Source organism: Streptococcus sp. HMSC078D09 (genome assembly GCF_001813675.1).
Lineage (GTDB): Bacteria > Bacillota > Bacilli > Lactobacillales > Streptococcaceae > Streptococcus.
On the sequence record NZ_KV813675.1, the window covers coordinates 159,940 to 180,904 of the forward strand.

The following is a 20,965-nucleotide window of genomic DNA, read 5'->3' on the forward strand; positions in this document are numbered from 1 at the left end:
CCGCTCAAAATCCGTTCAAAAATGGTTTGGGGACCCTTGGGTTATAGGAAATATTTATAAGAAGTCCTAGTTTTTACTTTTAATTTCTGGTCTCAAGGCCCATTAAATCCGTGTTATAGTTTTTGACTATATCAAAATTCGTGTAAAAGCAATTATACAAGACGGCTATCTTCTGATATGATAGTGTCAATTAGAATTTTTGGAGGACACAACATGTCAACTACAATTATCGGTTTCCCACGTTTGGGTGAATTCCGTGAATTAAAATTTACAACTGAAAAATACTTTAGAAAAGAAATCTCAGCAGACGAGCTCTTGGCAGCTGCTAAAGACTTGCGTGCTAAACACTGGAACATTGTTAAAGAACAAGGCATCTCAGAGATTCCTTCAAATGACTTCTCACACTACGACAATTTCCTTGATGCAGCCTTCCTTTTCAACGTCGTGCCTGCATCTGTTCAAAACTTGGATTTGACAGACCTTGAACAATACTTCGCTTTGGCGCGTGGTTACCAAGGTGAAAAAGGGGATGTGCGTGCCCTTCCAATGAAAAAATGGTTCAACACCAACTACCATTACATCGTTCCTAAATTTGAAAAAACAACAGAAGTGAAATTGGCTGGTCACAAGATTTTTGATGAGTACCAAGAAGCCAAAGAATTGGGGATCAACACTCGTCCAGTAGTCGTTGGACCATTCACTTTCCTTCAATTATCTGACTTTGAAGATGGTGTGAAAGCTGAGGACTTCGTCGACAGCTTGGTTGCTGCTTACCAAGAAGTCTTTGCCAAATTGGCCGAGCTTGGTGCGACTCGTATTCAACTCGATGAGCCAGCTCTTGTCAAAGATTTGTCAGCTGAAGAAAAAGCTCTCTTCTTGAACCTCTACAACAAACTCTTGGCTGACAAGAAAGGCCTTGAAGTCTTGATCCAAACTTACTTTGGTGATGTTCGTGATGTCTACAATGACCTTGTAAACTTGCCAGTAGATGGTATCGGTCTTGACTTTGTTGAAGGGAAGAAAACGCTTGAATTGGTGAAAGGTGGCTTCCCAGCTGATAAGACCCTTTATGCTGGTATTGTGAATGGGAAAAACATCTGGCGCAACAACTATGAAAAGAGCTTGGAAATCTTGGATCAAGTTCCAGCTGAAAAGGTTGTCTTGACGACTTCTTGCTCTCTTCTTCATGTGCCATTTACAACAGCTAACGAAGATTTTGAACCAGCTATTTTGAACCATTTCGCCTTTGCGGTTGAAAAATTGGGTGAATTGCGTGACTTGGATGCCATCCGCAATGGTCAAGGGGCAGAAGCTCTTGCTGCCAACAAAGAACTCTTTGCAACTGAACGTGTCGGAGCAAATGCTGAACTTCATGCTCGCATCGCAGCTTTGACAGAAGCAGACTACACTCGTTTGCCAGCCTTTGCAGAACGGGAAGAAATCCAAAAAGAAGCCTTCAAGCTTCCAGCACTTCCAACAACTACCATTGGTTCATTCCCTCAAACCAAGGAAGTACGTGCCAAACGTTTGGCCTTCCGTAAGGGTGAATTGACTCAAGAAGAATACGATGCCTTCCTTGCTGAAACGATCGACGAATGGATCAAATGGCAAGAAGAAGTTGGATTTGACGTGCTTGTACACGGTGAATTCGAGCGGAACGACATGGTTGAGTACTTCGGTCAAAACTTGTCTGGTTACCTCTTCTCTAAGAATGGTTGGGTACAATCATACGGTATGCGTGGGGTGAAACCACCAATCATCTGGGGTGATGTGACTCGTCTTAACCCAATCACTGTGAAATGGTCTAGCTACGCACAAAGTCGTACGGACAAACCTGTTAAAGGGATGTTGACTGGACCTGTTACCATCCTTAACTGGTCATTCCCACGTGAAGATATCTCTATCAAGGATTCTACTCTTCAAATCGCTCTTGCCATCAAGGATGAAGTTCTTGACCTTGAAGCTGCAGGCGTGAAGATCATCCAAATCGACGAGGCTGCTCTTCGTGAAAAATTGCCACTCCGTCGTAGCGACTGGTACGAAGACTACCTTGACTGGGCGATTCCAGCCTTCCGTTTGGTACACTCAACTGTTGCACCAGACACACAAATCCACACTCACATGTGTTACTCAGAATTTACAGATATCATCCCAGCTATCGACAACTTGGATGCAGACGTCATCTCATTTGAAGCTAGCCGTTCAAACCTTGAAATCTTGGATGAGTTGAAAGCCAAAAACTTCCAAACAGAAGTTGGACCTGGGGTTTACGATATCCACTCACCACGTGTCCCACAAGACGGTGAAATTGATCACACTATCGAAGCGATCTTGGCCAAAGTACCAAGTGGCAAAGTTTGGATCAACCCTGACTGTGGTTTGAAGACTCGCGGAATTAAAGAAACAAAAGAAAGCTTGATCAAGCTCGTTAATGCTGCTAAAGAAGCGCGTGAACACTTGTAAGAAATGTTTCGAGGACCTTCTATCATCGTGTAGAGGGTTTTCGAATCGTTCCCTTATCCTAGAAATAGTGGCTCAGAGTTCTTGATCAAAAAAACAAAAGAAAAGGATAGAATATGTCACAACACACACCGTCTCTGTCATTTGAAGTTTTTCCTCCAAATCCTGAAGTAGGCAATGCCAAACTCTTACGTGCTTTGGCAAATATGCAGGAGCTAGCTCCTCACTTTATTAGTGTGACCGCTAGCAATAATAAATACAATATCAAAGAGACGACGGTTGCTTTAGCCAATTACATTCAAAATGAATTGTCTATTCCGACGATTGCTCACTTGCCAGCCGTTTATTTGAGCAAGGAAAAAGTGGCCGATACTCTTCATGAGTTAGATGAAGTAGGGGTTCATCGGATTTTGGCTCTGCGTGGGGATATTATCCCCGGTGTGGAACCTTTAAAAGACTTTCGTTATGCAACAGATCTGATTGAATTTATTAAAACAGAAGCTCCTCATTTTGAGGTGATTGGTGCTTGCTATCCTGAGGGACACCCAGATTCTCCAAACCAAATTTCAGATATTCAAAATCTTAAAAAGAAGGTAGATGCAGGGTGCTCTAGCTTGGTCACTCAACTTTTCTTTGACAATGAGCGTTTCTATGATTTTCAGGATAAGTGTACCTTGGCTGGGATCAATGTTCCTATTCATGCAGGAGTGATGCCGATTCTCAATCGCAATCAGGCCCTTCGTCTCCTTAAGACTTGTGAAAATGTTCATATCCCACGGAAGTTTAAAGCCATTCTGGATAAGTACGAGCATGATCCAGAATCCCTTCGCGCAGCTGGTTTGGCTTATGCAGTCGATCAAATCGTTGATTTGGTCACTCAAGATGTGGCAGGTGTCCACCTTTACACCATGAACAATGAAGATGTCGCTTACCACGTCTACCAAGCAACAAAGGCGTTATTTGATCATCAACCGAATTTTGAAGTGAATTAATCAACACTTTTAGTAGGAAGTGTAGAGATTGAGAAAGAATCGTTCTCAATCTCTTTTTATTTGGATAAATCACTTGCTAAAAGCCAACTTTTTTTTTATAGTATTAATATGAAGTTTTTGGAGGCGCTTGCAATGAAGAAAGATCTCACGTTAAAGTTATTTGGACCCCCTAAGGTTGTTTTCAATCAGAAAGATATTCGGTTTTCTTTTTCGAAGATGGAGGCCTTGTTTTATTACTTGGCGGTCATGGGGCGAGTTAACCGTGATGAAATCGCCGGTATACTTTGGGGAGATAAGGAAAACCAAGTAGCTCGCAAAAACTTACGGAATACGGTTTACCAAGCCAATAAAATCTTTGAAGGAGATATCATTGTCTCACCAAGCCGGAGTAGTTTGGCCCTTAATCCTGACTTGAATCTTTCGCTGGATGTTCAGCTCTTTGAAAGAGATCCACTAAGTGCCTTGGATCTCTATCGGGGAGACTTTCTAGAGGGCTTCTATGTCAAGGATGATGAAGACTTTGACCAGTGGGCTTCTCGCAAACGAGATGCTTATAGGAAGCTCTATGTCGAAAGTTGCTATCAAAAAATTGAGCAGGTCGGTTTTGCAGATCCTAGTATAGAACTCTTGCTCCATCATTTGGTAGAGTTGGATGAATTTGAAGAGAAAAACTACCAGCTCTTGATGGAGTATTATAGCTTCCATCATCAGCTAGGAAAATTTTTCAAGACCTATTATAAGCTAGTCGATTTATTGGATCGCGAGCTCAGTGTGCGTCCCAGTCGAGCGATTGAGGAACTTTATCACTCCGTTTTGGAAGCCAAACGAACTCATAAACTGACCAATCGCTTGAATATCCGTGAACTTTCCTTTTTTGGTCGGAAACAAGAACTCTCGCAACTCGAGGAATACCTTTCCTTAGTCGAGACGGGTGAGGCGGTAGGTCCTTTTCTCGTGATGGGGCAATCTGGAACAGGTAAAAAACGTCTGTTGCGGCAGTTGGTCTTGATGTCCAATCGCAGTTTTAACTTTATCAAGGTGGAAGGAAAAGCTACCAGTCAGCGCTATGAAGGAAGCTGTTGGAATGATCTCAGACAAGCGCTAGAGAAACTGGGGGATGAGATGGGAATTTCCCTTCTGGAAGAGGAGGATGATCTCATTTCGGTAAGGAATCAGCTTCAGAGCCTTAGCAAAGAAAAACCCCTCCTGATTCTGCTTGAAAACGCCCAGTGGATCGATGCAGTGTCTCTAGAAAAAGTGAAACAACTAGAGGAGCGAAGAAACCAAGAGAAATGGCAACTGATTTTTACAGCGGAAGAGCCTCTGCCAGCTTCCTTTGTCAACTTCTTGGGGAGCTTGAAGGTAGAGAAAAGGCTGTCTCAACTAGAGTTGACCAATTTTGATCCAAGTGAAAGTCGTGCTCTCTTGAAGGGGGAACTGGGGGCGATAGAGCCGGCAGTGATGGAGCAGATGGTCGAATGGAGTGAAGGCAGTCCGTTCTTACTATCCAGCTATATCGAAGAGTGGAAAGAAAATGAAAATTTAGAGCCCTTGCCGGATATCATTCAAGCTTATCTTACTCAGGAGCTTGGGGATATGAGCAGCGAGGAAGAGGCTCTTCTACACTACCTATCTTGTTTTCATAAGCCAATTTCTCTGTCTATCTTGGCAGAATTGACGGCTACAGAGCTTCCTGTTTTGACTGAATTAATCGAGCCTTTATCTGAAAGAGCGATCGTCTCAATCGTAGAAGAAGGAGAGGCTCTCATGGTTCAATTCTGCAAGCAATTGGTAGCTATGTACTTTTACCATCTTCTTTCGCCAGCTAGACGGCGGCTCTTCCACCAACAAATTGCGCAAAAATTGGAAGAAAGCTTAGAAGATTCGACGGACCTTCTTCTTTATAAGGAAATTGCCTACCAATACAAGCAATCCCAAAATCTTTTGCGTTCCTTATCGTTTGAGTTGACCTATTTAGAAGAAATCCTTCAGCTGGAGCATGAACTGTTTCCGATTTATTCCAAGGCAGATGAGGGCATCCTATCAGATGGTACAAATAGCCGTTTGGACATTTTTGGGGAGTTATCTCGTCTACGCCTAGAATTAGATAACCTCTTTTCAAGGCACCAAAGAGATAGAGAATACAAGCATTTACAACTGCGTTACTTGTACCTAGAAGGTCGCTATTTTATTCGGAGTGGGGAGTATCAAAAGGGGATTCATGATATCCAAAAAGTCATCTCCTATGCGCGGGAACTCAAACAGTTAGACTTCCTCTTAGAGGGTTATCGGCAAATTATTTATTATTGCATTCAAACGGAAAATATCTCTGAGATGGCCTATTATACAGATTTAGCTTTGGAAGATGCCATCCAAGCTAATAATCATGAGGTCATCGCGATCCAGTTGCGTTTGAAGGGCTTGTATCACCTGATGGTTGGGGATGAGGAGCAGGCAACCCGGCATCTGTATCGCTCCATTGATTGCTTTAGTTTGACCAATAGCATGCAGGCTAAGTATGCCATTCAAATTGCGGCTTCTTTGGCCTACCTCGCTGAAATCGAGCAAGTGAGAGGTCATTTCCAAGTAGCCGTCACCCACTTAGAAGAGGTTCTGCGTTTAGTGGGGGATCAAGCTGTTGATTCCGTCCGTGTCGTCTTTGATATTGATCTTGGGATCGCCTATTATTGGAAGGGAGATTTGATCCAAGCTCGCCGCTGTTTTGACAGAGCTCAGAAGATTTTGTCCAGTGTTCGTTTCCCTTGGAAGGAAGAATTGCTCGAATTTTACCAATCCTTGATTGCTTGTCAGCAAGGGGATCAGGAGAAGGTTGCGGATTATCTGGCTCGAAAAGAAAGGACGATGAATCCATCTGCTAATTCACGGGATAAGGGGATGGTTCATTATCTATTAGCTTACTTATCTGATCAAAAGGAGAAGGGAGAAGAGCTCGCTCCTGCCTTGAGTACCTTCTTGAAAGAAGATAAGAATTACTACAAGAAGGTGGCAGAACAACACTTGAATCCTTACAGAGATCGCCAGTTTCTTAAGAAATTAAAAGACCTGTAGTGTCTCTTGCCTAAATCATAAGAGAGTGCTAAGCGGCCATGCCTCCTTTCAGGCAAAGATCATTGTGCTGAAAATGAAAAAAGCATAGAAATACCCAAGCAATGAGTGTTTCTATGCTTTTTACGTGTGTAGAAATCTTCTTAGTTCAGTTTTTGTTGCGCCAATATTTGGGTCAAGTAAAAGATAAAGGTCGCAGCAAGATTTGAAGTATGGTTATCAATGTCATGAGGAGGAGAAACTTCCACGACATCAAATCCGACTAGTTTGCCACTAGCAGCAATGTGTTGGAGAAGCAGGAGGGCTAGTTTAGGATCGACACCAAGCGATTGGATGGCGCTAACACCAGGAGCAGAGCCGACCGCAAAGCAATCCATATCAATAGACAGATAGATCGCGGTTTGGTTTTCTAAAAATTGATCGATTCGATCCAGAATGGCTTGGTGGCTCATCTGGAAGAGATCTTGGCCAGTTAAAAAATCAATGCTTGGTGTTTTAGCAACGTAATTAAAGAGGAAGAGGTTATTATTGTGCTCTTGGATCCCCAGGATGAGGTAAGGGAAGTCCTGACCTTTTTCTTTAGCATGATCAGCCATTTGACGAAAACCTGTTCCAGAATTGGGACCGGTTTGGTCGTAAGGTCGCAAATCAAAGTGGGCATCCAGATTGATCACAGCCAGTTGTTCATCTTTATCTAAACTGGATTGAATCCCTAGATAGTGGCCGTAAGCAGTTCCGTGACCGCCTCCTAGGACAATGGGTTGGATCCCTAATTGGTACATGCGCTGGATCGCTTGTGAGAGACTTTCTTGGAGTTCTTCTAGTGAATGGTTAGGCCCGTCAATATTTCCCACATCATACACTGTCACATTGGTTCCCCAGTGCCATGGAAGTTTAGCGATTTGAGAACGGATGGCTGTAGGACCCTCGACTGCTCCTACACGCCCATTATTGATATAGACTCCTTTGTCGCTCTTAAAGCCGATGATCCCAAAGGTCATACCCTCAAATGGAGTGAGGGTCTCGTCGTTTAGGTCTAAAAATTTGGTGACCATTCCCCATTTGGCCGTGTAGGGATTGTCCTCGATGCTACCTTGGTAGTAGCTGTAGGTCATTGGATAGTAGTTTGTGAGCAAGCTTGTCGCCTCCCTTATTTTTCTGAAAGCAGGCAGAGGCTGAGAAGATCGCCAGCCTCTGTTTTGCTTTATTCTTACTGTATCAGTATTGAATGCTTAAGTCAACTGCTTTTTCGATGGTTGCTAAGAATTCTTCGCTTTCGACAACAGCAGATGCTTTATTAAGTTCTTCAAAGATTTCGATATCTTTGTCAAATTCAATGAAGTTCAGTTTTTGACGAATCAGCTCATAAGCTGGTTTTGTACCTTTACCAAGTTCATGATTTTCTGGCTTGAGATCCAAGGCTTGGCAAGCTGCCATGATTTCAGTAGCAACGATGCGACGTGAGTTTTTAAGAATTTCTGCTGCTTTACGAGCGGCAGTCGTTCCCATGCTGACGAAATCTTCTTGGTTTTCACAAGATGGAATAGAATCGACACTAGCAGGGTGAGCCAAAATTTTATTTTCCGATGCAAGGGATGCACAAGCATACTGGGTAATCATGAAGCCTGAGTTGAGTCCAGGGTGTTTGACCAAGAAGGATGGTAATTTACTGAGTTGGCTGTTGACCAAGCGTTCCACCCGACGTTCAGATACGTTCCCAATTTCAGAAAGGGCAATGCCTAAGAAGTCAAATGGTTGCGCCATTGGTTCACCGTGGAAGTTACCTCCTGAGATGACGTGTCCTTCTTTGGTAATGATTGGGTTATCTGTGACAGAGTTGATTTCGATTTCAACTTTTTCTTTTACGTAAGCAATAGAATCCTTGCTGGCTCCATGTATTTGAGGGATACAGCGAAGTGTATAAGGATCTTGTACCCGTTGTTGAGTCGCAACAGTGGTATTCTTGCTTCCTTCAAGAAGGTTACGGATATTTCGAGCAGTTGCCAATTGTCCACTTTGTGGGCGGATGGAATGAAGGTCTTCTTCGAATGGACTGGTAATTCCATTGTGAACTTCCATTGAGAGAGCACCAGCGATATCAGAGAGTTTGAGCAATTGGATACCATCATAAGTCGCAAGAGCACCGATACCCGTTAGGACGGTTGTACCGTTGATCAAGGCAAGCCCTTCTTTGGCAGCCAATTGGATCTTTTCAATTCCAGCACGATCTAGGGCTTCTTGACCACTGAGAAGTTCTCCTTTGTAATAGGCACGTCCAAGACCCAACATTGGTAAAACCATATGAGAAAGAGGAGCAAGGTCTCCAGAAGCTCCGAGAGAGCCTTTTTCAGGGATATAAGGAGTGACTCCTTTGTTGAGCAATTCTAACAGTTTTTCAACGGTTGACAGACGAATGCCAGAATAACCTTTCAATAGTGAGTTAATACGGATCAGCATGATGGCACGAACGGCATCTTCAGGAAGTGGATCACCGAAGCCAGATGAGTGAGTCCGGATCAGGTTTTCTTGCAGCTGAACAGTATCTTCTGGAGAGATGCTGACATTACAGAGGGAACCAAAACCAGTGGTCACACCGTAGACGACTCGTTTTTCGCGGACAATGTCATCAACGATTTTACGGGATGCGATAACGGCTTCTTTGGCTTGTTCATCAAGCTCACATTGGGCACCGTGCCGAGCTACAGCGATGACTTCTTCGAGTGTTAAGCTATTGCCATCTAAATGAATCAATTGAGTCATATAAAACCTCCGATTATGAATAGTTGTTCTGGGGAAGTAGATGTGTTTACTTCAGTTTGAATACCAAACATGAGCCCATTGTCTATTGATCTTAAGAAATTTGAGAAGAGTCTTAGAGAAAAGGGCTCAGGTTTGACATTCGTGGAGTCCTAGATGGGTTAGGGAGCAAAACCGAGCTTCGCTCCCGTCTCTGTTCCCATCTAGTGTGTAAAGAAAATTAGTGAGGAAGGGTTTTCGATTTATGTAGTTTATCGCCGTGGAAAACAAAGTAAAGTCCACTTGCAATCACGAGACCGATGGCCCCCCAAACAAAGTTCATTAGGTTGTCCCCTGCAATCATCAAGATACTGATCACAACGGCTAGAACTGGGATAACGGGACCAAATGGTACTCGGAAGGTAACCTTTTTGTCTGGGTACATTTTTCTGAGTTTGATGGCTGCCAAAGCTGTTGGAATGTATTGGAAGAAACGGAAGACAACACTGAAAGTTGCTAATGATTCGAAAGATCCAGATAACAAGAGTAAGAACGCAAAGGCACCGGAAATGATAATGGCAATGACTGGAGCATTCTTAGAGTTTGTTTTTCCAAGATCTGCTGGCAAGAGTTTTTCATCTGCTAGGGCAGCACCGAAACGAGGAACCATGATAGATTCACCGATGTTGAGACCGGCGATTGAAATGAGGGCACCATAAGAAACAAGAGGAGCTCCGATAGGGCCAATCATTTCGACAAATGCGTCTTGTACCGGTGCACCGGTTTGCATAATGCGACCACCAAGCATGGCGATTGTTCCAGCGATGATCAACATGTAGAGAACAGATACAATACTGATAGAACCTAGAATAGCGCGGGGAACGTTCTTTTCAGGGTTGCGCATTTCCCCTGCAACGATAGACATGGTTTCAAATCCGATGAAACCGTAGAAGATGTAGACGGCTGTACTAGAAATAGAACTGAAGAGACTTGTTCCACTTTCCAATTGAAGGAAAGGTGTGAAGTTGCCCTTGCTTATCCCGCCAGAAATGAAGAAGATGGCAAAGAGTGAGAAGAGGACAATGGGGATTAATTTTGCAACAGTAGCTGTCAGAGTGAACATCTTAGAGGTTTTCAGACCGGCGATGTTCATCAGACTCAAGAGAATCAGCATACCGACACTGATCGGAAGGTTGTAGCCTTCAAATGCTGGGAAGGTAATGATGAAGATCTTAGCAAAGCCGGCTAACATGGCAGCCCAGGCGATAACAGTAACGGCCCAACCGAGAATCCCAACGTTAAAGCCAACGAAATCTCCAAAAGCGGCTTTTGAGTATTGCATAGCTCCACCGTTTTTATCGAAGTAGCCAGCCGTTTCAGCCAGACAGGCTGATAGTAGCATGACGAGAATGGCTACTCCGAACATGACAGCTAGAGAAGCTGGTCCAAGGCCAGAATATATTTTTTGAGGGAGGAGGAAGATACCAGATCCGATTACGGCGTTGATACCGTATAGAGTGGCACCACTAAAGCTGAATTTCGCTTTTTCTTGTTCCTCAATCGACTGTTTATGTGCTCCGTTCATAATGTTTCTCCTTTGTGAACATTATTGTAGTCCAGTCCAGATAGCAATCGGTTGCTCCCCAGACTGATGGGGTAAAAACGTGATTGTCATCTCTTGAAAAGGAGATGCTTGTTCGATCACCAGGAGCTCGTGAGTTTGGAGAGTTTGAGAATGATTGGTTCCCCATTTGAGTGTTAGTGGACAGAGAGCATAGATCAATTGATAGCGACTCTGACTTTTGACACTCTCTTTTGGGGATATAGCACTCATATGCCCCTGATAAGAAGGTTTGTAAATCAAATTAAAGTCTTGACAAGTCCCTTGGCTAGATACAGGATCTCCCCCATCAAAGAAGTAGCTTTGAAAGGGGTTCAAAACCACTTCTTTATGGTGATGGGTGAGCCTAATGGAGGCATTTAAGGGCATCAAGATTCGGTGGTAGCCCGTGAGATCGGTAAAGTTACTTTTTTCAACCTCTACTGTTGCAGTAGAGAGGCGGAAGTCAAATGTCCGATCTGGATAGCTTCCTCCCTCTGGGGAGAGAAAGAGTTGGGTGGTTTGGCCACCGGACCAAGTAGAAATTTGATAATCTGCGGGGGTAAGATGAAGGAGAGTCACCATAGGACGCCTTCTTTCTTAAAAGAGACCAGTGATATTGCCGTGGGCATCGATATCAATCTTTTCACTGGCAGGTGCTTTTGGTAGGCCAGGCATGGTCATAATGGTACCGGTGAGAGCTACGATAAAGCCAGCTCCGGCAGCTACCTTGAGATTACTGATTTTAACAGTGAAGTCTTTAGGTGCTCCCATCTTCTTCGCATCATCTGAGAAGGAGTATTGGGTTTTGGCCATACAGATTGGGTAGTTTGAGAAGCCAAGAGCTTCCAATTCTTTCAGTTCGCGTTTGGCTGCTGGTGTTAAGCTGATGCCTTTACCACCATAGACTTTTGTGACGATCTTGGTCAATTTTGTTTCAATGCTGTCTTCTTCGTCATAGACATAAGAGAAGTGGTTTTCTTCTTGAGCCAGTTGAATGACTTTTTCAGCCAAGTCACGACCACCAGCTCCACCATGTGCCCAGACATCTGAAATGACCACATCTACATGGCGTTTCTTACAAGATTCATAGACAGCTTCTAGTTCGGCTTCTGTATCCAGTGGGAATTTGTTAATGGCAACGACCACAGGTAGTCCATAGACTTCTTGGATGTTGGCCAAGTGTTTGTCTAGGTTTGGTAGACCATCGATAACGGCTTGGACATTTTCAGTAGCCAAGTCTGCTTTGGCAACCCCACCATGCATCTTGAGGGCACGGATGGTTGCGACGAGGACAACGGCAGCAGGTTTGAGCCCGGCCATGCGGCACTTGATATCGATGAATTTTTCAGCACCGAGGTCTGCTCCAAAACCAGCTTCTGTCACGACATAATCAGCATATTTGAGGGCTAGTTTAGTAGCCAGCACACTGTTACAGCCGTGGGCGATATTGGCAAATGGTCCGCCGTGGATGATGGCAGGAGTATGCTCTAAGGTTTGCACCAAATTTGGATGGATGGCATCTTTGAGGACAGCTGCCATGGCCCCTCCAGCCTTGAGGTCTTTGGCTGTGACCGGTTGTCCTTGGTAGTTGTACCCGATAATGATGCGATCAAGACGTTCTTTGAGATCAAGGATATTTTCTGAGAGACAGAGAATGGCCATGATTTCAGAAGCCACGGTGATGTCAAAGCCATCTTCACGAGGAACCCCGTTTGTTTTTCCTTGAAGGCCATCGACAATATGACGGAGCTGACGGTCGTTCATATCGACCACCCGTTTCCAGGTAATGCGACGAGAATCGATGCCCAACTCATTGCCGTGATGGATATGGTTGTCAATCAAGGCTGCAAGGAGGTTGTTGGCAATCCCAATGGCATGGAAGTCTCCGGTAAAGTGAAGGTTGATATCTTCCATTGGAACCACTTGGGCGTACCCGCCACCGGCAGCTCCACCCTTGATCCCAAAGACAGGGCCAAGAGAAGGCTCGCGCAGGGCAATGACGGCTTTTTCACCAATAGCTGAGAGGGCATCGACCAAGCCAACAGAGGTGGTTGTCTTTCCTTCTCCAGCAGGTGTCGGAGAGATGGCTGTCACGAGGATCAGCTTTCCATCTTCTTTATCCTTGAGTTGTTCCAGTTGGTTGCTATCAATTTTTGCCTTGTATTTTCCGTAGAGCGAAATATCGTCTTCGGTCAATCCAAGTTCAGCAGCGATATCGGTGATGGGCTTCATTTGGACAGAATTGGCAATTTCAATATCCGATAAAACCATAGAATCCCTTCTTTCTTTTTGTTTGTTAGGTTTATGATAGACTTTCTAAAATGGTTTGGTAAATGTTGTCTGCAAGATCAGAACCGGTTTGGAGGAGTTTGAGTCCCTTACCGTGGTATTCTTGGACAAAGTCTTGGTCCTTGATTCCTGAAATGTTGATCAAGACATTGAGCCAAGCCCCTTGAAGGCCAGCTTTAAGATTCAGAGCAGCTACCCCTAGGTCACTCGCCGCATTGGTGTTGGACTTGCCAACAGCTTCTTTGGTGGTTTCAAGAGCTTCAACGATGAGCTCCATCATAGAGAAAGGAGATATTGTCGCATGTTTCAAAGCTTTTTGCATGGCTTTACGACGAGCAGCTTTCTCTTCTTCCGTTTCTTTTGGAAGATCAAAGACAGCTGATACGACGTTGAAGGCTTCTGTATCCTTGTCGATGGCTTCTAGTAATTGGTCTTGGAGTTGAGCGCTTTTTTCATGAACCCCTTTGATGTGGTCTTCAAATTCTGCGTATTTTTTCTTTCCAATGGTCAGTTCACAGACCATTTTTGTAAGGGAAATCCCATTTGCAGCGGATAGGGCAGCAGCAGAACCACCACCTGGAGCTGGAGCATCTGAACCAAGGACCTTGGCAAACTCCGTAATACTTAAGTCAACTAGTTTCATAGAACCCCCTTTCTAACCCAACAAGTGATTTTCCAAGACTTGTTTGCTGTAGTCAAAGTCTTCTAATTGCAAGTAGTATTCAGCAGAGTCGATCAAAGCCTTAGCAGGAGCAAGTCCGATGAGTTCTGTTCCGATGATTCGAACCCCGTAGCGTTGTGCTTCGAAACGAACGGTTTCAACGACACGATACAATGGGAATTGTTCCAAGTTGACCATGTTGATAGAGACTTGGGCGATGTTACGATCTTCTAGCATGACACCGATCGCTTTACAGTATTTGTATCCACCGCTTGATCCACGAATGATTTTAGAAATTTTATTGGCAATCTCTAGGTCGTCTGTGTCAAGGTTAATATTGAAAGCAACGAGTGGCATACGGACACCAACGGCTGTAACCCCTGCAGTTGGGTGAATCTTGCGTTCGCCGTAGTCTGGCTTCCAGTCTTCTTCCAACAATTTTTCTGGCATCCCTTCAAATTGTCCTTTGCGCACTTTAGCCAAGTTTTTCCGTTCTGGACGAGTTGCGGCATCTTCGTAAAGGAAGATTGGAATACCTAATTCGCGATTGATGCGTTCGGCCACTTTATTAGCGATTTCAACGCATTCAGCTGTAGTGATATCTTTGACCGGAACGAATGGACAAACGTCTGTTGCCCCCATCCGAGGGTGTTCGCCTTCGTGCTTGGTCATATCGATATTTTCAGATGCATATTTCACCAATTGGAAAGCTACTTCTTGAATGCTTTCTTCATCCCCAACGAGTGTAAAGACGCTGCGGTTGTGGCTAGCATCAGACGAGTAGTCTAATAATGTAACACCTGGGATGCTTTTTGCTGTGGCTACCAATCCGTCGATCACAGCCTGATTGCGTCCTTCAGAAAAGTTTGGAATACACTCAACAATTTTTGCCATATAATTACCTCTTTTTATAGGAGAAGTGGGGAGGAGAAGTCTTTGCATTTTCCTCCCCTTTCTCAGATTTTTATTTTTTGATGTTAAAACAATTTTTGAACAGCTTCTTTGACCAAATCTTCGTCTGCAAGATAAGGAATAGTGATGTGGTCTGTTCCTGCATGGAGACGGTTGTACTCGATCGCTGTTTCAATAGCATGGTTATTTCGTGCCCAGTTCCGACGAGCAACCCCTCCCATGGTATCCCATGAAATAGCAGATTTGATAATTTCGTCGATTCGGTGGCTACCGTCTAGGACGAGACCAAATCCACCATTGATGGCTTTACCGATACCAGTACCACCACCATTGTGGAGAGCGACAAGACTCATACCGCGAGCAGCGTTACCAGCGTAACATTGAACCGCCATATCACAAGTAACGTTTGATCCATCTTTGATGTTTGATGTTTCACGGAATGGAGCATCTGTACCGGATACGTCATGGTGGTCACGTCCGATCATGACCGGTCCAATCTTGCCTTGGCGAATGAGTTCATTGAATTTCAAAGCAATGTTGACACGGCCCATACAATCTTGGTAGAGGATACGAGCTTGGGTACCAACCACCAATTGGTTCTTTTCAGCATCGCGAATCCAGTTGTAGTTGTCGCGGTCTTGGTAGCGACGAGTTGGATCGATGGCTTCCATAGCTGCATGGTCAGTTGCAATCAAGTCTTCGTGTTTACCGCTGAGGCAGACCCAACGGAATGGACCATAACCATAGTCAAAGAGCATAGGTCCCATGATATCTTCCACATAAGATGGCCAAATGAAGCCGTCCTTGTCATCGAGACCATTCTTAGAAATTTCCTTGATGCCTGAGTCGTACACGGATTTCATGAAGGCATTACCGTAGTCGAAGAAGTAAGTACCTTTAGCCGTCAAGGCTTTGATCACTGCAAAGTGACGAGCCAAGGTTTCATCAACCAAACGGCGGAAGGTTTCTTTGTCTTCTGCCAGCAAACGTGTACGCTCTTCAAAACTGATGCCAACTGGGCAATAGCCACCATCATAGACGTTGTGGCAAGAGGTTTGGTCAGACAAGAGATGAACGTGAACTTGGTGTTCATTGACATATTCGAGCAAATCTACGATATTACCATGGTAGGCAATCGAAGTGGATTCACCAGCTTCAAGGGCTGCTTGAGCCAATTTCACAGCTTCTTCGGCACTATCTGTCACTTGGCTAATCCAGCCTTGAGAGTGACGGGTTTCGATCCGAGAGCGGTCCACTTCTGCAACGATGGCAACCGCTTTTGCGATTTCAGCTGCTTTCCCTTGAGCTCCGCTCATTCCACCGAGACCAGATGAAATAAAGAGTTTACCGGTCAAGTCGCCGTCATCAGGCACACCGAGTTTAAGACGACCAGCATTGAGAAGGGTGTTGAAAGTACCGTGAACGATCCCTTGAGGACCGATGTACATCCAGCCACCAGCCGTCATCTGACCGTAGTTGGTTACTCCCATTTCTTCAGCGATTTCCCAGTCGCGCATATTGTCATATTCACCAATCAAGAGACCGTTAGTAATGACGACACGAGGAGCTTCTGGTTTCGATTTGAAGAGGCCTAGAGGGTGACCAGATTCAACCACCAAGGTTTGGTCTTCTGTCATGACTTCCAAGTATTTCTTGATCAAGTTGTACTGCATCCAGTTGGCGCAGACAGATCCTGTTTCCCCATAAGTGACCAATTCATATGGATAAAGGGCAATTTCAAAGCTCAAGTTGTTGTCGATCATGACCTGCATAGCCTTAGCAGCAGTGCATTTTCCTTTGTACTCATCGATTGGTTTTCCGTAGATCCGATCTTTTGGACGGAAGCGATAGCCATAGATCCGACCGCGAGTTTTTAGTTCTTCCAGAAATTCTGGGATCAATTCTTGGTGGAATTTTTTAGGGATGTAACGCAGAGCGTTCTTAAGAGCAATCTCAGTCTGAGCTTGCGTTAAGCGGAAGCCTCTATCAGGTGCACGACGGATGCCTTCTTGAAAAGTTGCCTTTTCAGGAAGGACATCAAAGTCAAGTTTGACAGACATAGCAGCTGCAATTTCTTTCTCGTCTATAAATGACATAGTAGGAACCTCCTTATGTGTAGACTATGAATTTATATTTTCTTTATTGTATCCAAGAAACGTCAATAAAGAGTCAAAAATAAATTTAATTTTTAATAAAGCAAAAAATAATGAGGGAGAAACTTTTTGACTTTTTTTTGACGCTTTTCCTGTAGAATTGTAAAATGAATAACAATGGAAATAGAAAGGAATGTTTTCATATGTCTGCTGATATCCTATTAACCCACTTTAACCAATTGTTTTGTCCGAATGATCTGGGTCATCCTCTCTATGGCAAGGAGATGGCAGAGGCAAAAATTCTTTCCGATGCTTATATCGCCATTAAAGATGGAAAGATTCTTGCAGTTGGGACAGGTCAACCAGACCCTGAACTGATCGATGACCATACGGAAGTGAAATCCTGTGAAGGAAAAGTTGCGACTCCTGGCCTGATTGACTGCCACACCCACTTGGTCTATGGAGGTAGTCGGGAACATGAATTTGCGAAAAAATTAGCGGGTGTTTCTTACTTAGACATCCTCGCCCAAGGCGGTGGAATTCTGAGCACGGTTCGGGCGACACGGGAAGCTTCTTTTGAAAATCTCTATGACAAGTCCAAACGACTGTTGGATTACATGTTGCGTCATGGGGTGACTACTGTCGAAGCCAAGAGTGGCTATGGTTTGGATTGGGAAACTGAAAAACGCCAGTTGGATGTTGTGGCTGCACTGGACCGTGATCATCAAATAGACTTGGTATCAACCTTTATGGCAGCCCATGCGATTCCCATAGAATACAAGGGCCGTTCCCAAGAATATTTAGATCTCATTGTGGAGCAAATGCTTCCCAAAGTGAAGGAAGAAAAGCTAGCTGAGTTCTGTGATATCTTCTGTGAAAAAGGTGTCTTTACAGCAGATGAATCTCGCTATCTTCTTTCAAAAGCTAAGGAGATGGGCTTCAAGCTGCGGATCCATGCCGATGAAATCGAATCCATTGGTGGCGTGGATGTGGCGGCCGAATTGGAATCTACTAGTGCAGAACACTTGATGGTGATTACCGATGAAGGCATTCAAAAATTAGCTGCAGCAAAAGTGATTGGAAATCTTTTGCCAGCTACAACCTTCAGCCTCATGGAAGATACCTATGCACCGGCTCGTAAGATGTTGGACGCTGGCATGGCCATCACCCTGACAACAGATAGCAACCCAGGGTCTTGTCCAACAGCCAATCTCCAGTTTGCCATGCATCTGGGTTGCTTCATGATGCGCCTAACTCCAGTAGAAATTCTCAATGCAGTGACCATAAATGCGGCCTATTCAGTTGATCGTGCTAAAACAATCGGCTCTTTCGATGTTGGCAAACAGGCAGACATCACGATTTACGATGCACCTAATCTAGATTATCTCTTCTATTTCTTTGCGACAAATCTCGTGACAGATGTCTACAAGAAAGGTCAAAAAGTCATTTAACCTCCTCCATTTCATTTGGGACTTTGCTCGTTTGCAAAAATCAGCAAAGTCTTTTTTTAAAACCTATCCCTGTAGGGAATGGAACCACTTTAGTGGGAAATTAAAATTTGACGTTCAAAGAATATTTTTCTTACTTTCTGATGTACAAAAAGGGAAATTCTTGATAGAATAGAAGTAATATTGAATATTTTCTTCAATATCATCTGTTTGTCGTGAAAACAGATTGTTTAAACTATTGATCAAACGAACAGGTTGTTCAACAGACCTGTCTAGAAATTGTGAGGAGACAAGATGACTGTCGATTATAACAGCAAAGCTTACTTGGATAAAGTAGACGCTTGGTGGCGTGCAGCCAACTACATTTCAGCTGCTCAAATGTACTTGAAAGATAACCCATTGTTGAAGCGCAAAGTCGTTGAAAATGACTTGAAGGCTCACCCAATCGGACACTGGGGAACTGTACCAGGGCAAAACTTTATCTATGCTCACTTGAACCGTGCCATCAACAAATACGACTTGGATATGTTCTACATTGAAGGACCAGGTCACGGTGGACAAGTAATGGTATCGAACTCTTACTTAGATGGTTCTTATACTGAATTGAATCCAAACATCCCACAAAATGAAGAAGGTTTCAAACACTTGTGTAAGATCTTCTCATTCCCAGGAGGAATCGCTTCTCACGCGGCGCCTGAAACACCAGGATCTATCCACGAAGGTGGAGAACTTGGTTATGCCCTTTCTCACGCTGCAGGTGCTGTATTGGATAATCCAGATGTGATTGCTGCTACAGTTATCGGTGACGGTGAAGGAGAAACAGGTCCATTGATGGCTGGTTGGTTGTCAAATACCTTCTTGAACCCAGTCAACGATGGGGCGATCCTTCCAATCTTCTACCTCAATGGTGGAAAGATCCACAACCCAACCATCTTCGAACGCAAAACAGACGAAGAATTGGCCCTCTTCTTTGAAGGTCTTGGATGGAAACCAATCTTTGCAGACGTAACCGCTATTTCTGACGACCACGAAGCAGCTCATGCTTTGTTTGCAGAAAAATTAGACGAAGCAATTGAAGAAATCAAGAAAGTCCAAGCAGAAGCTCGTAAAGGTTCTGCTGAAGAAGCAACTCAACCAGTTTACCCTGTCTTGATTGCTCGTATTCCTAAAGGTTGGACTGGTCCAAAAGCATGGGAAGGAACACCTATCGAGGGTGGATTCCGTGCGCACCAAGTTCCAATCCCAGTAGATGCTCACCACATGGAGCATGTCGATGCCCTTCTTTCATGGTTGGAATCTTACCGTCCAGCTGAATTGTTTGACGAAACTGGTAAACTAGTTCCGGAAATTGCTGAAATTGCACCAAAAGGTGACCGTCGCATGGCGATGAACCCAATCACAAATGCTGGTGTGATCAAACCAATGAACACAGCTGATTGGAAGAAACATGCCCTTCAATTTAACACACCAGGTGAAATCATGGCTCAAGACATGATCGAATTTGGTAAGTATGCGGCAGACTTGGTAGATGCGAACCCAGATAACTTCCGTATCTTCGGTCCAGACGAAACCAAATCAAACCGTCTTCAAGAAGTCTTCACTCGTACAAGCCGTCAATGGTTAGGACGTATGAAACCAGACTACGATGAAGCCTTGAGCCCTGCTGGTCGTGTCATTGACTCTCAATTGTCAGAGCACCAAGCAGAAGGAATGCTTGAAGGATATGTCTTGACAGGTCGTCATGGATTCTTCGCCTCTTACGAATCCTTCCTTCGTGTTGTGGATTCTATGATCACTCAACACTTCAAATGGTTGCGTAAGTCTAAGACACATACAACATGGCGTAAAAACTACCCAGCCTTGAACTTGATTGCAACTTCAACGGTCTTCCAACAAGACCACAATGGCTACACTCACCAAGATCCAGGTATCTTGACTCACTTGGCTGAGAAAACTCCTGAATACATCCGTGAGTACTTGCCAGCAGATACCAATAGCTTGCTTGCGGTAATGGATGAAGCCTTCAAGGGAGAAGATGTGATCAACTTGATCGTTTCTTCTAAACACCCACGTCCTCAATTCTACTCAGCAGCTGAAGCAGAAGAATTGGTTCGTGAAGGATACAAGGTGATCGATTGGGCATCAACTGTTTCAGCAGATGAAGAGCCAGATCTTGTTATTGCTGCTGCAGGTACAGAGCCAAACTTAGAAGCTCTTGCTGCTATTACAATCTTGCACAAAGCCTTCCCAGAATTGAAGATCCGCTTTGTCAACGTTATCGACATCTTGAAATTGCGTTACCCATCCGTTGATGCGCGTGGGCTTTCAGATGAAGAATTTGACAAAGTCTTCACAACTGATAAACCAGTCATCTTTGCCTTCCATGGTTACGAAGGCATGATCCGTGATATCTTCTTCAACCGTCACAACCATAACTTGCGCGTGCATGGTTACCGTGAAAACGGGGATATCACCACACCATTTGATATGCGTGTGATGTCTGAGTTGGATCGCTTCCACTTGGCACAAGATGCAGCTAATGCAGCTCTTGGAGCAGAAGCAGCTGAATTCGCAGCTCAAATGGATGAAACAATCGCCTTCCACCATGACTACATCCGTGAAAACGGAGACGACATTCCAGAAGTTCAAAACTGGAAATGGGAAAACGTGAATAAATAAGAAAAGAGAGTGGGACAGAAATCGGT

General features: G+C 44.2%; 13 protein-coding genes. 5 read left to right on the top strand and 8 right to left on the bottom strand.

All coding sequences use genetic code 11. The annotated features are described in order from the left end of the window. Window positions 1-213: 213 nt before the first annotated feature. The 3 genes from metE (at window position 214) to HMPREF2926_RS06110 (ending at window position 6,521) form a co-directional block, all read left to right on the top strand. Window positions 214-2,463 (top strand): 5-methyltetrahydropteroyltriglutamate--homocysteine S-methyltransferase, encoded by a 2,250-nt coding sequence (gene metE, locus HMPREF2926_RS06100; protein ID WP_003004989.1) that lies wholly within the window; start codon window positions 214-216, stop codon window positions 2,461-2,463. A gap of 113 nt (window positions 2,464-2,576) precedes the next feature. Continuing rightward, the gene (gene metF, locus HMPREF2926_RS06105) at window positions 2,577-3,452 is read left to right on the top strand and encodes a methylenetetrahydrofolate reductase [NAD(P)H] (RefSeq protein ID WP_003005168.1); all 876 of its coding nucleotides are present in this window, start codon (window positions 2,577-2,579) and stop codon (window positions 3,450-3,452) included. Between the two features lie 132 nt (window positions 3,453-3,584). Then, on the top strand, window positions 3,585-6,521 hold the full coding sequence (locus tag HMPREF2926_RS06110) for an ATP-binding protein (protein ID WP_070586922.1): 2,937 nt from the start codon (window positions 3,585-3,587) through the stop codon (window positions 6,519-6,521). 140 nt (window positions 6,522-6,661) lie between these two features. Here the strand turns inward: HMPREF2926_RS06110 and hutG are convergent, their stop codons facing one another. The 8 genes from hutG to HMPREF2926_RS06150 all read right to left on the bottom strand — a co-directional run bounded on the left by hutG (window position 6,662) and on the right by HMPREF2926_RS06150 (window position 16,815). Continuing rightward, window positions 6,662-7,654, bottom strand: a complete 993-nt coding sequence (gene hutG / locus HMPREF2926_RS06115; RefSeq protein WP_023919039.1) for a formimidoylglutamase — start codon at window positions 7,652-7,654, stop codon at window positions 6,662-6,664. A gap of 82 nt (window positions 7,655-7,736) precedes the next feature. Further along, on the bottom strand, window positions 7,737-9,278 hold the full coding sequence (hutH, locus tag HMPREF2926_RS06120) for a histidine ammonia-lyase (protein WP_031576511.1): 1,542 nt from the start codon (window positions 9,276-9,278) through the stop codon (window positions 7,737-7,739). A gap of 217 nt (window positions 9,279-9,495) precedes the next feature. Continuing rightward, window positions 9,496-10,839, bottom strand: coding sequence for an APC family permease (locus HMPREF2926_RS06125; RefSeq protein WP_070586924.1), 1,344 nt, complete (start codon window positions 10,837-10,839; stop codon window positions 9,496-9,498). Window positions 10,840-10,860: 21 nt separating this feature from the next. Then, window positions 10,861-11,439 carry a HutD/Ves family protein gene (locus tag HMPREF2926_RS06130; protein ID WP_070586926.1) on the bottom strand — a complete coding sequence of 193 codons (579 nt, stop codon included), beginning with the start codon at window positions 11,437-11,439 and terminating at the stop codon, window positions 10,861-10,863. Between the two features lie 15 nt (window positions 11,440-11,454). Then, a complete protein-coding gene (locus HMPREF2926_RS06135; RefSeq protein WP_070449929.1) occupies window positions 11,455-13,128 on the bottom strand; it encodes a formate--tetrahydrofolate ligase in 1,674 nt (557 codons plus the stop codon). A gap of 31 nt (window positions 13,129-13,159) precedes the next feature. After that, entirely contained in the window at window positions 13,160-13,789 is a 630-nt protein-coding gene (locus tag HMPREF2926_RS06140; protein ID WP_070586927.1) for a cyclodeaminase/cyclohydrolase family protein, read from the bottom strand. A 12-nt stretch (window positions 13,790-13,801) separates the two neighbouring features. Continuing rightward, window positions 13,802-14,701 carry a glutamate formimidoyltransferase gene (gene ftcD / locus HMPREF2926_RS06145; RefSeq protein ID WP_070586929.1) on the bottom strand — a complete coding sequence of 300 codons (900 nt, stop codon included), beginning with the start codon at window positions 14,699-14,701 and terminating at the stop codon, window positions 13,802-13,804. 83 nt (window positions 14,702-14,784) lie between these two features. Further along, the gene (locus HMPREF2926_RS06150; protein ID WP_024054844.1) at window positions 14,785-16,815 is read right to left on the bottom strand and encodes a urocanate hydratase; all 2,031 of its coding nucleotides are present in this window, start codon (window positions 16,813-16,815) and stop codon (window positions 14,785-14,787) included. Between the two features lie 200 nt (window positions 16,816-17,015). Between HMPREF2926_RS06150 and hutI the strand changes: the two genes are divergently transcribed. Continuing rightward, window positions 17,016-18,263: an imidazolonepropionase gene (hutI, locus tag HMPREF2926_RS06155; protein WP_023919031.1), complete on the top strand. Its 1,248-nt coding sequence runs from the start codon at window positions 17,016-17,018 to the stop codon at window positions 18,261-18,263. Between the two features lie 291 nt (window positions 18,264-18,554). Then, entirely contained in the window at window positions 18,555-20,939 is a 2,385-nt protein-coding gene (locus tag HMPREF2926_RS06160; protein ID WP_023919029.1) for a phosphoketolase family protein, read from the top strand. Window positions 20,940-20,965 lie beyond the last annotated feature (26 nt).

Coding starts and splice junctions, on each gene's coding strand:
- metE (WP_003004989.1), top strand. CDS start 214: ATGTCAACTACAATTATCGGTTTCCCACGTTTGGGTGAATTCCGTGAA.
- metF (WP_003005168.1), top strand. CDS start 2,577: ATGTCACAACACACACCGTCTCTGTCATTTGAAGTTTTTCCTCCAAAT.
- HMPREF2926_RS06110 (WP_070586922.1), top strand. CDS start 3,585: ATGAAGAAAGATCTCACGTTAAAGTTATTTGGACCCCCTAAGGTTGTT.
- hutH (WP_031576511.1), bottom strand. CDS start 9,278: ATGACTCAATTGATTCATTTAGATGGCAATAGCTTAACACTCGAAGAA.
- HMPREF2926_RS06125 (WP_070586924.1), bottom strand. CDS start 10,839: ATGAACGGAGCACATAAACAGTCGATTGAGGAACAAGAAAAAGCGAAA.
- HMPREF2926_RS06130 (WP_070586926.1), bottom strand. CDS start 11,439: ATGGTGACTCTCCTTCATCTTACCCCCGCAGATTATCAAATTTCTACT.
- HMPREF2926_RS06135 (WP_070449929.1), bottom strand. CDS start 13,128: ATGGTTTTATCGGATATTGAAATTGCCAATTCTGTCCAAATGAAGCCC.
- HMPREF2926_RS06140 (WP_070586927.1), bottom strand. CDS start 13,789: ATGAAACTAGTTGACTTAAGTATTACGGAGTTTGCCAAGGTCCTTGGT.
- ftcD (WP_070586929.1), bottom strand. CDS start 14,701: ATGGCAAAAATTGTTGAGTGTATTCCAAACTTTTCTGAAGGACGCAAT.
- HMPREF2926_RS06150 (WP_024054844.1), bottom strand. CDS start 16,815: ATGTCATTTATAGACGAGAAAGAAATTGCAGCTGCTATGTCTGTCAAA.
- hutI (WP_023919031.1), top strand. CDS start 17,016: ATGTCTGCTGATATCCTATTAACCCACTTTAACCAATTGTTTTGTCCG.
- HMPREF2926_RS06160 (WP_023919029.1), top strand. CDS start 18,555: ATGACTGTCGATTATAACAGCAAAGCTTACTTGGATAAAGTAGACGCT.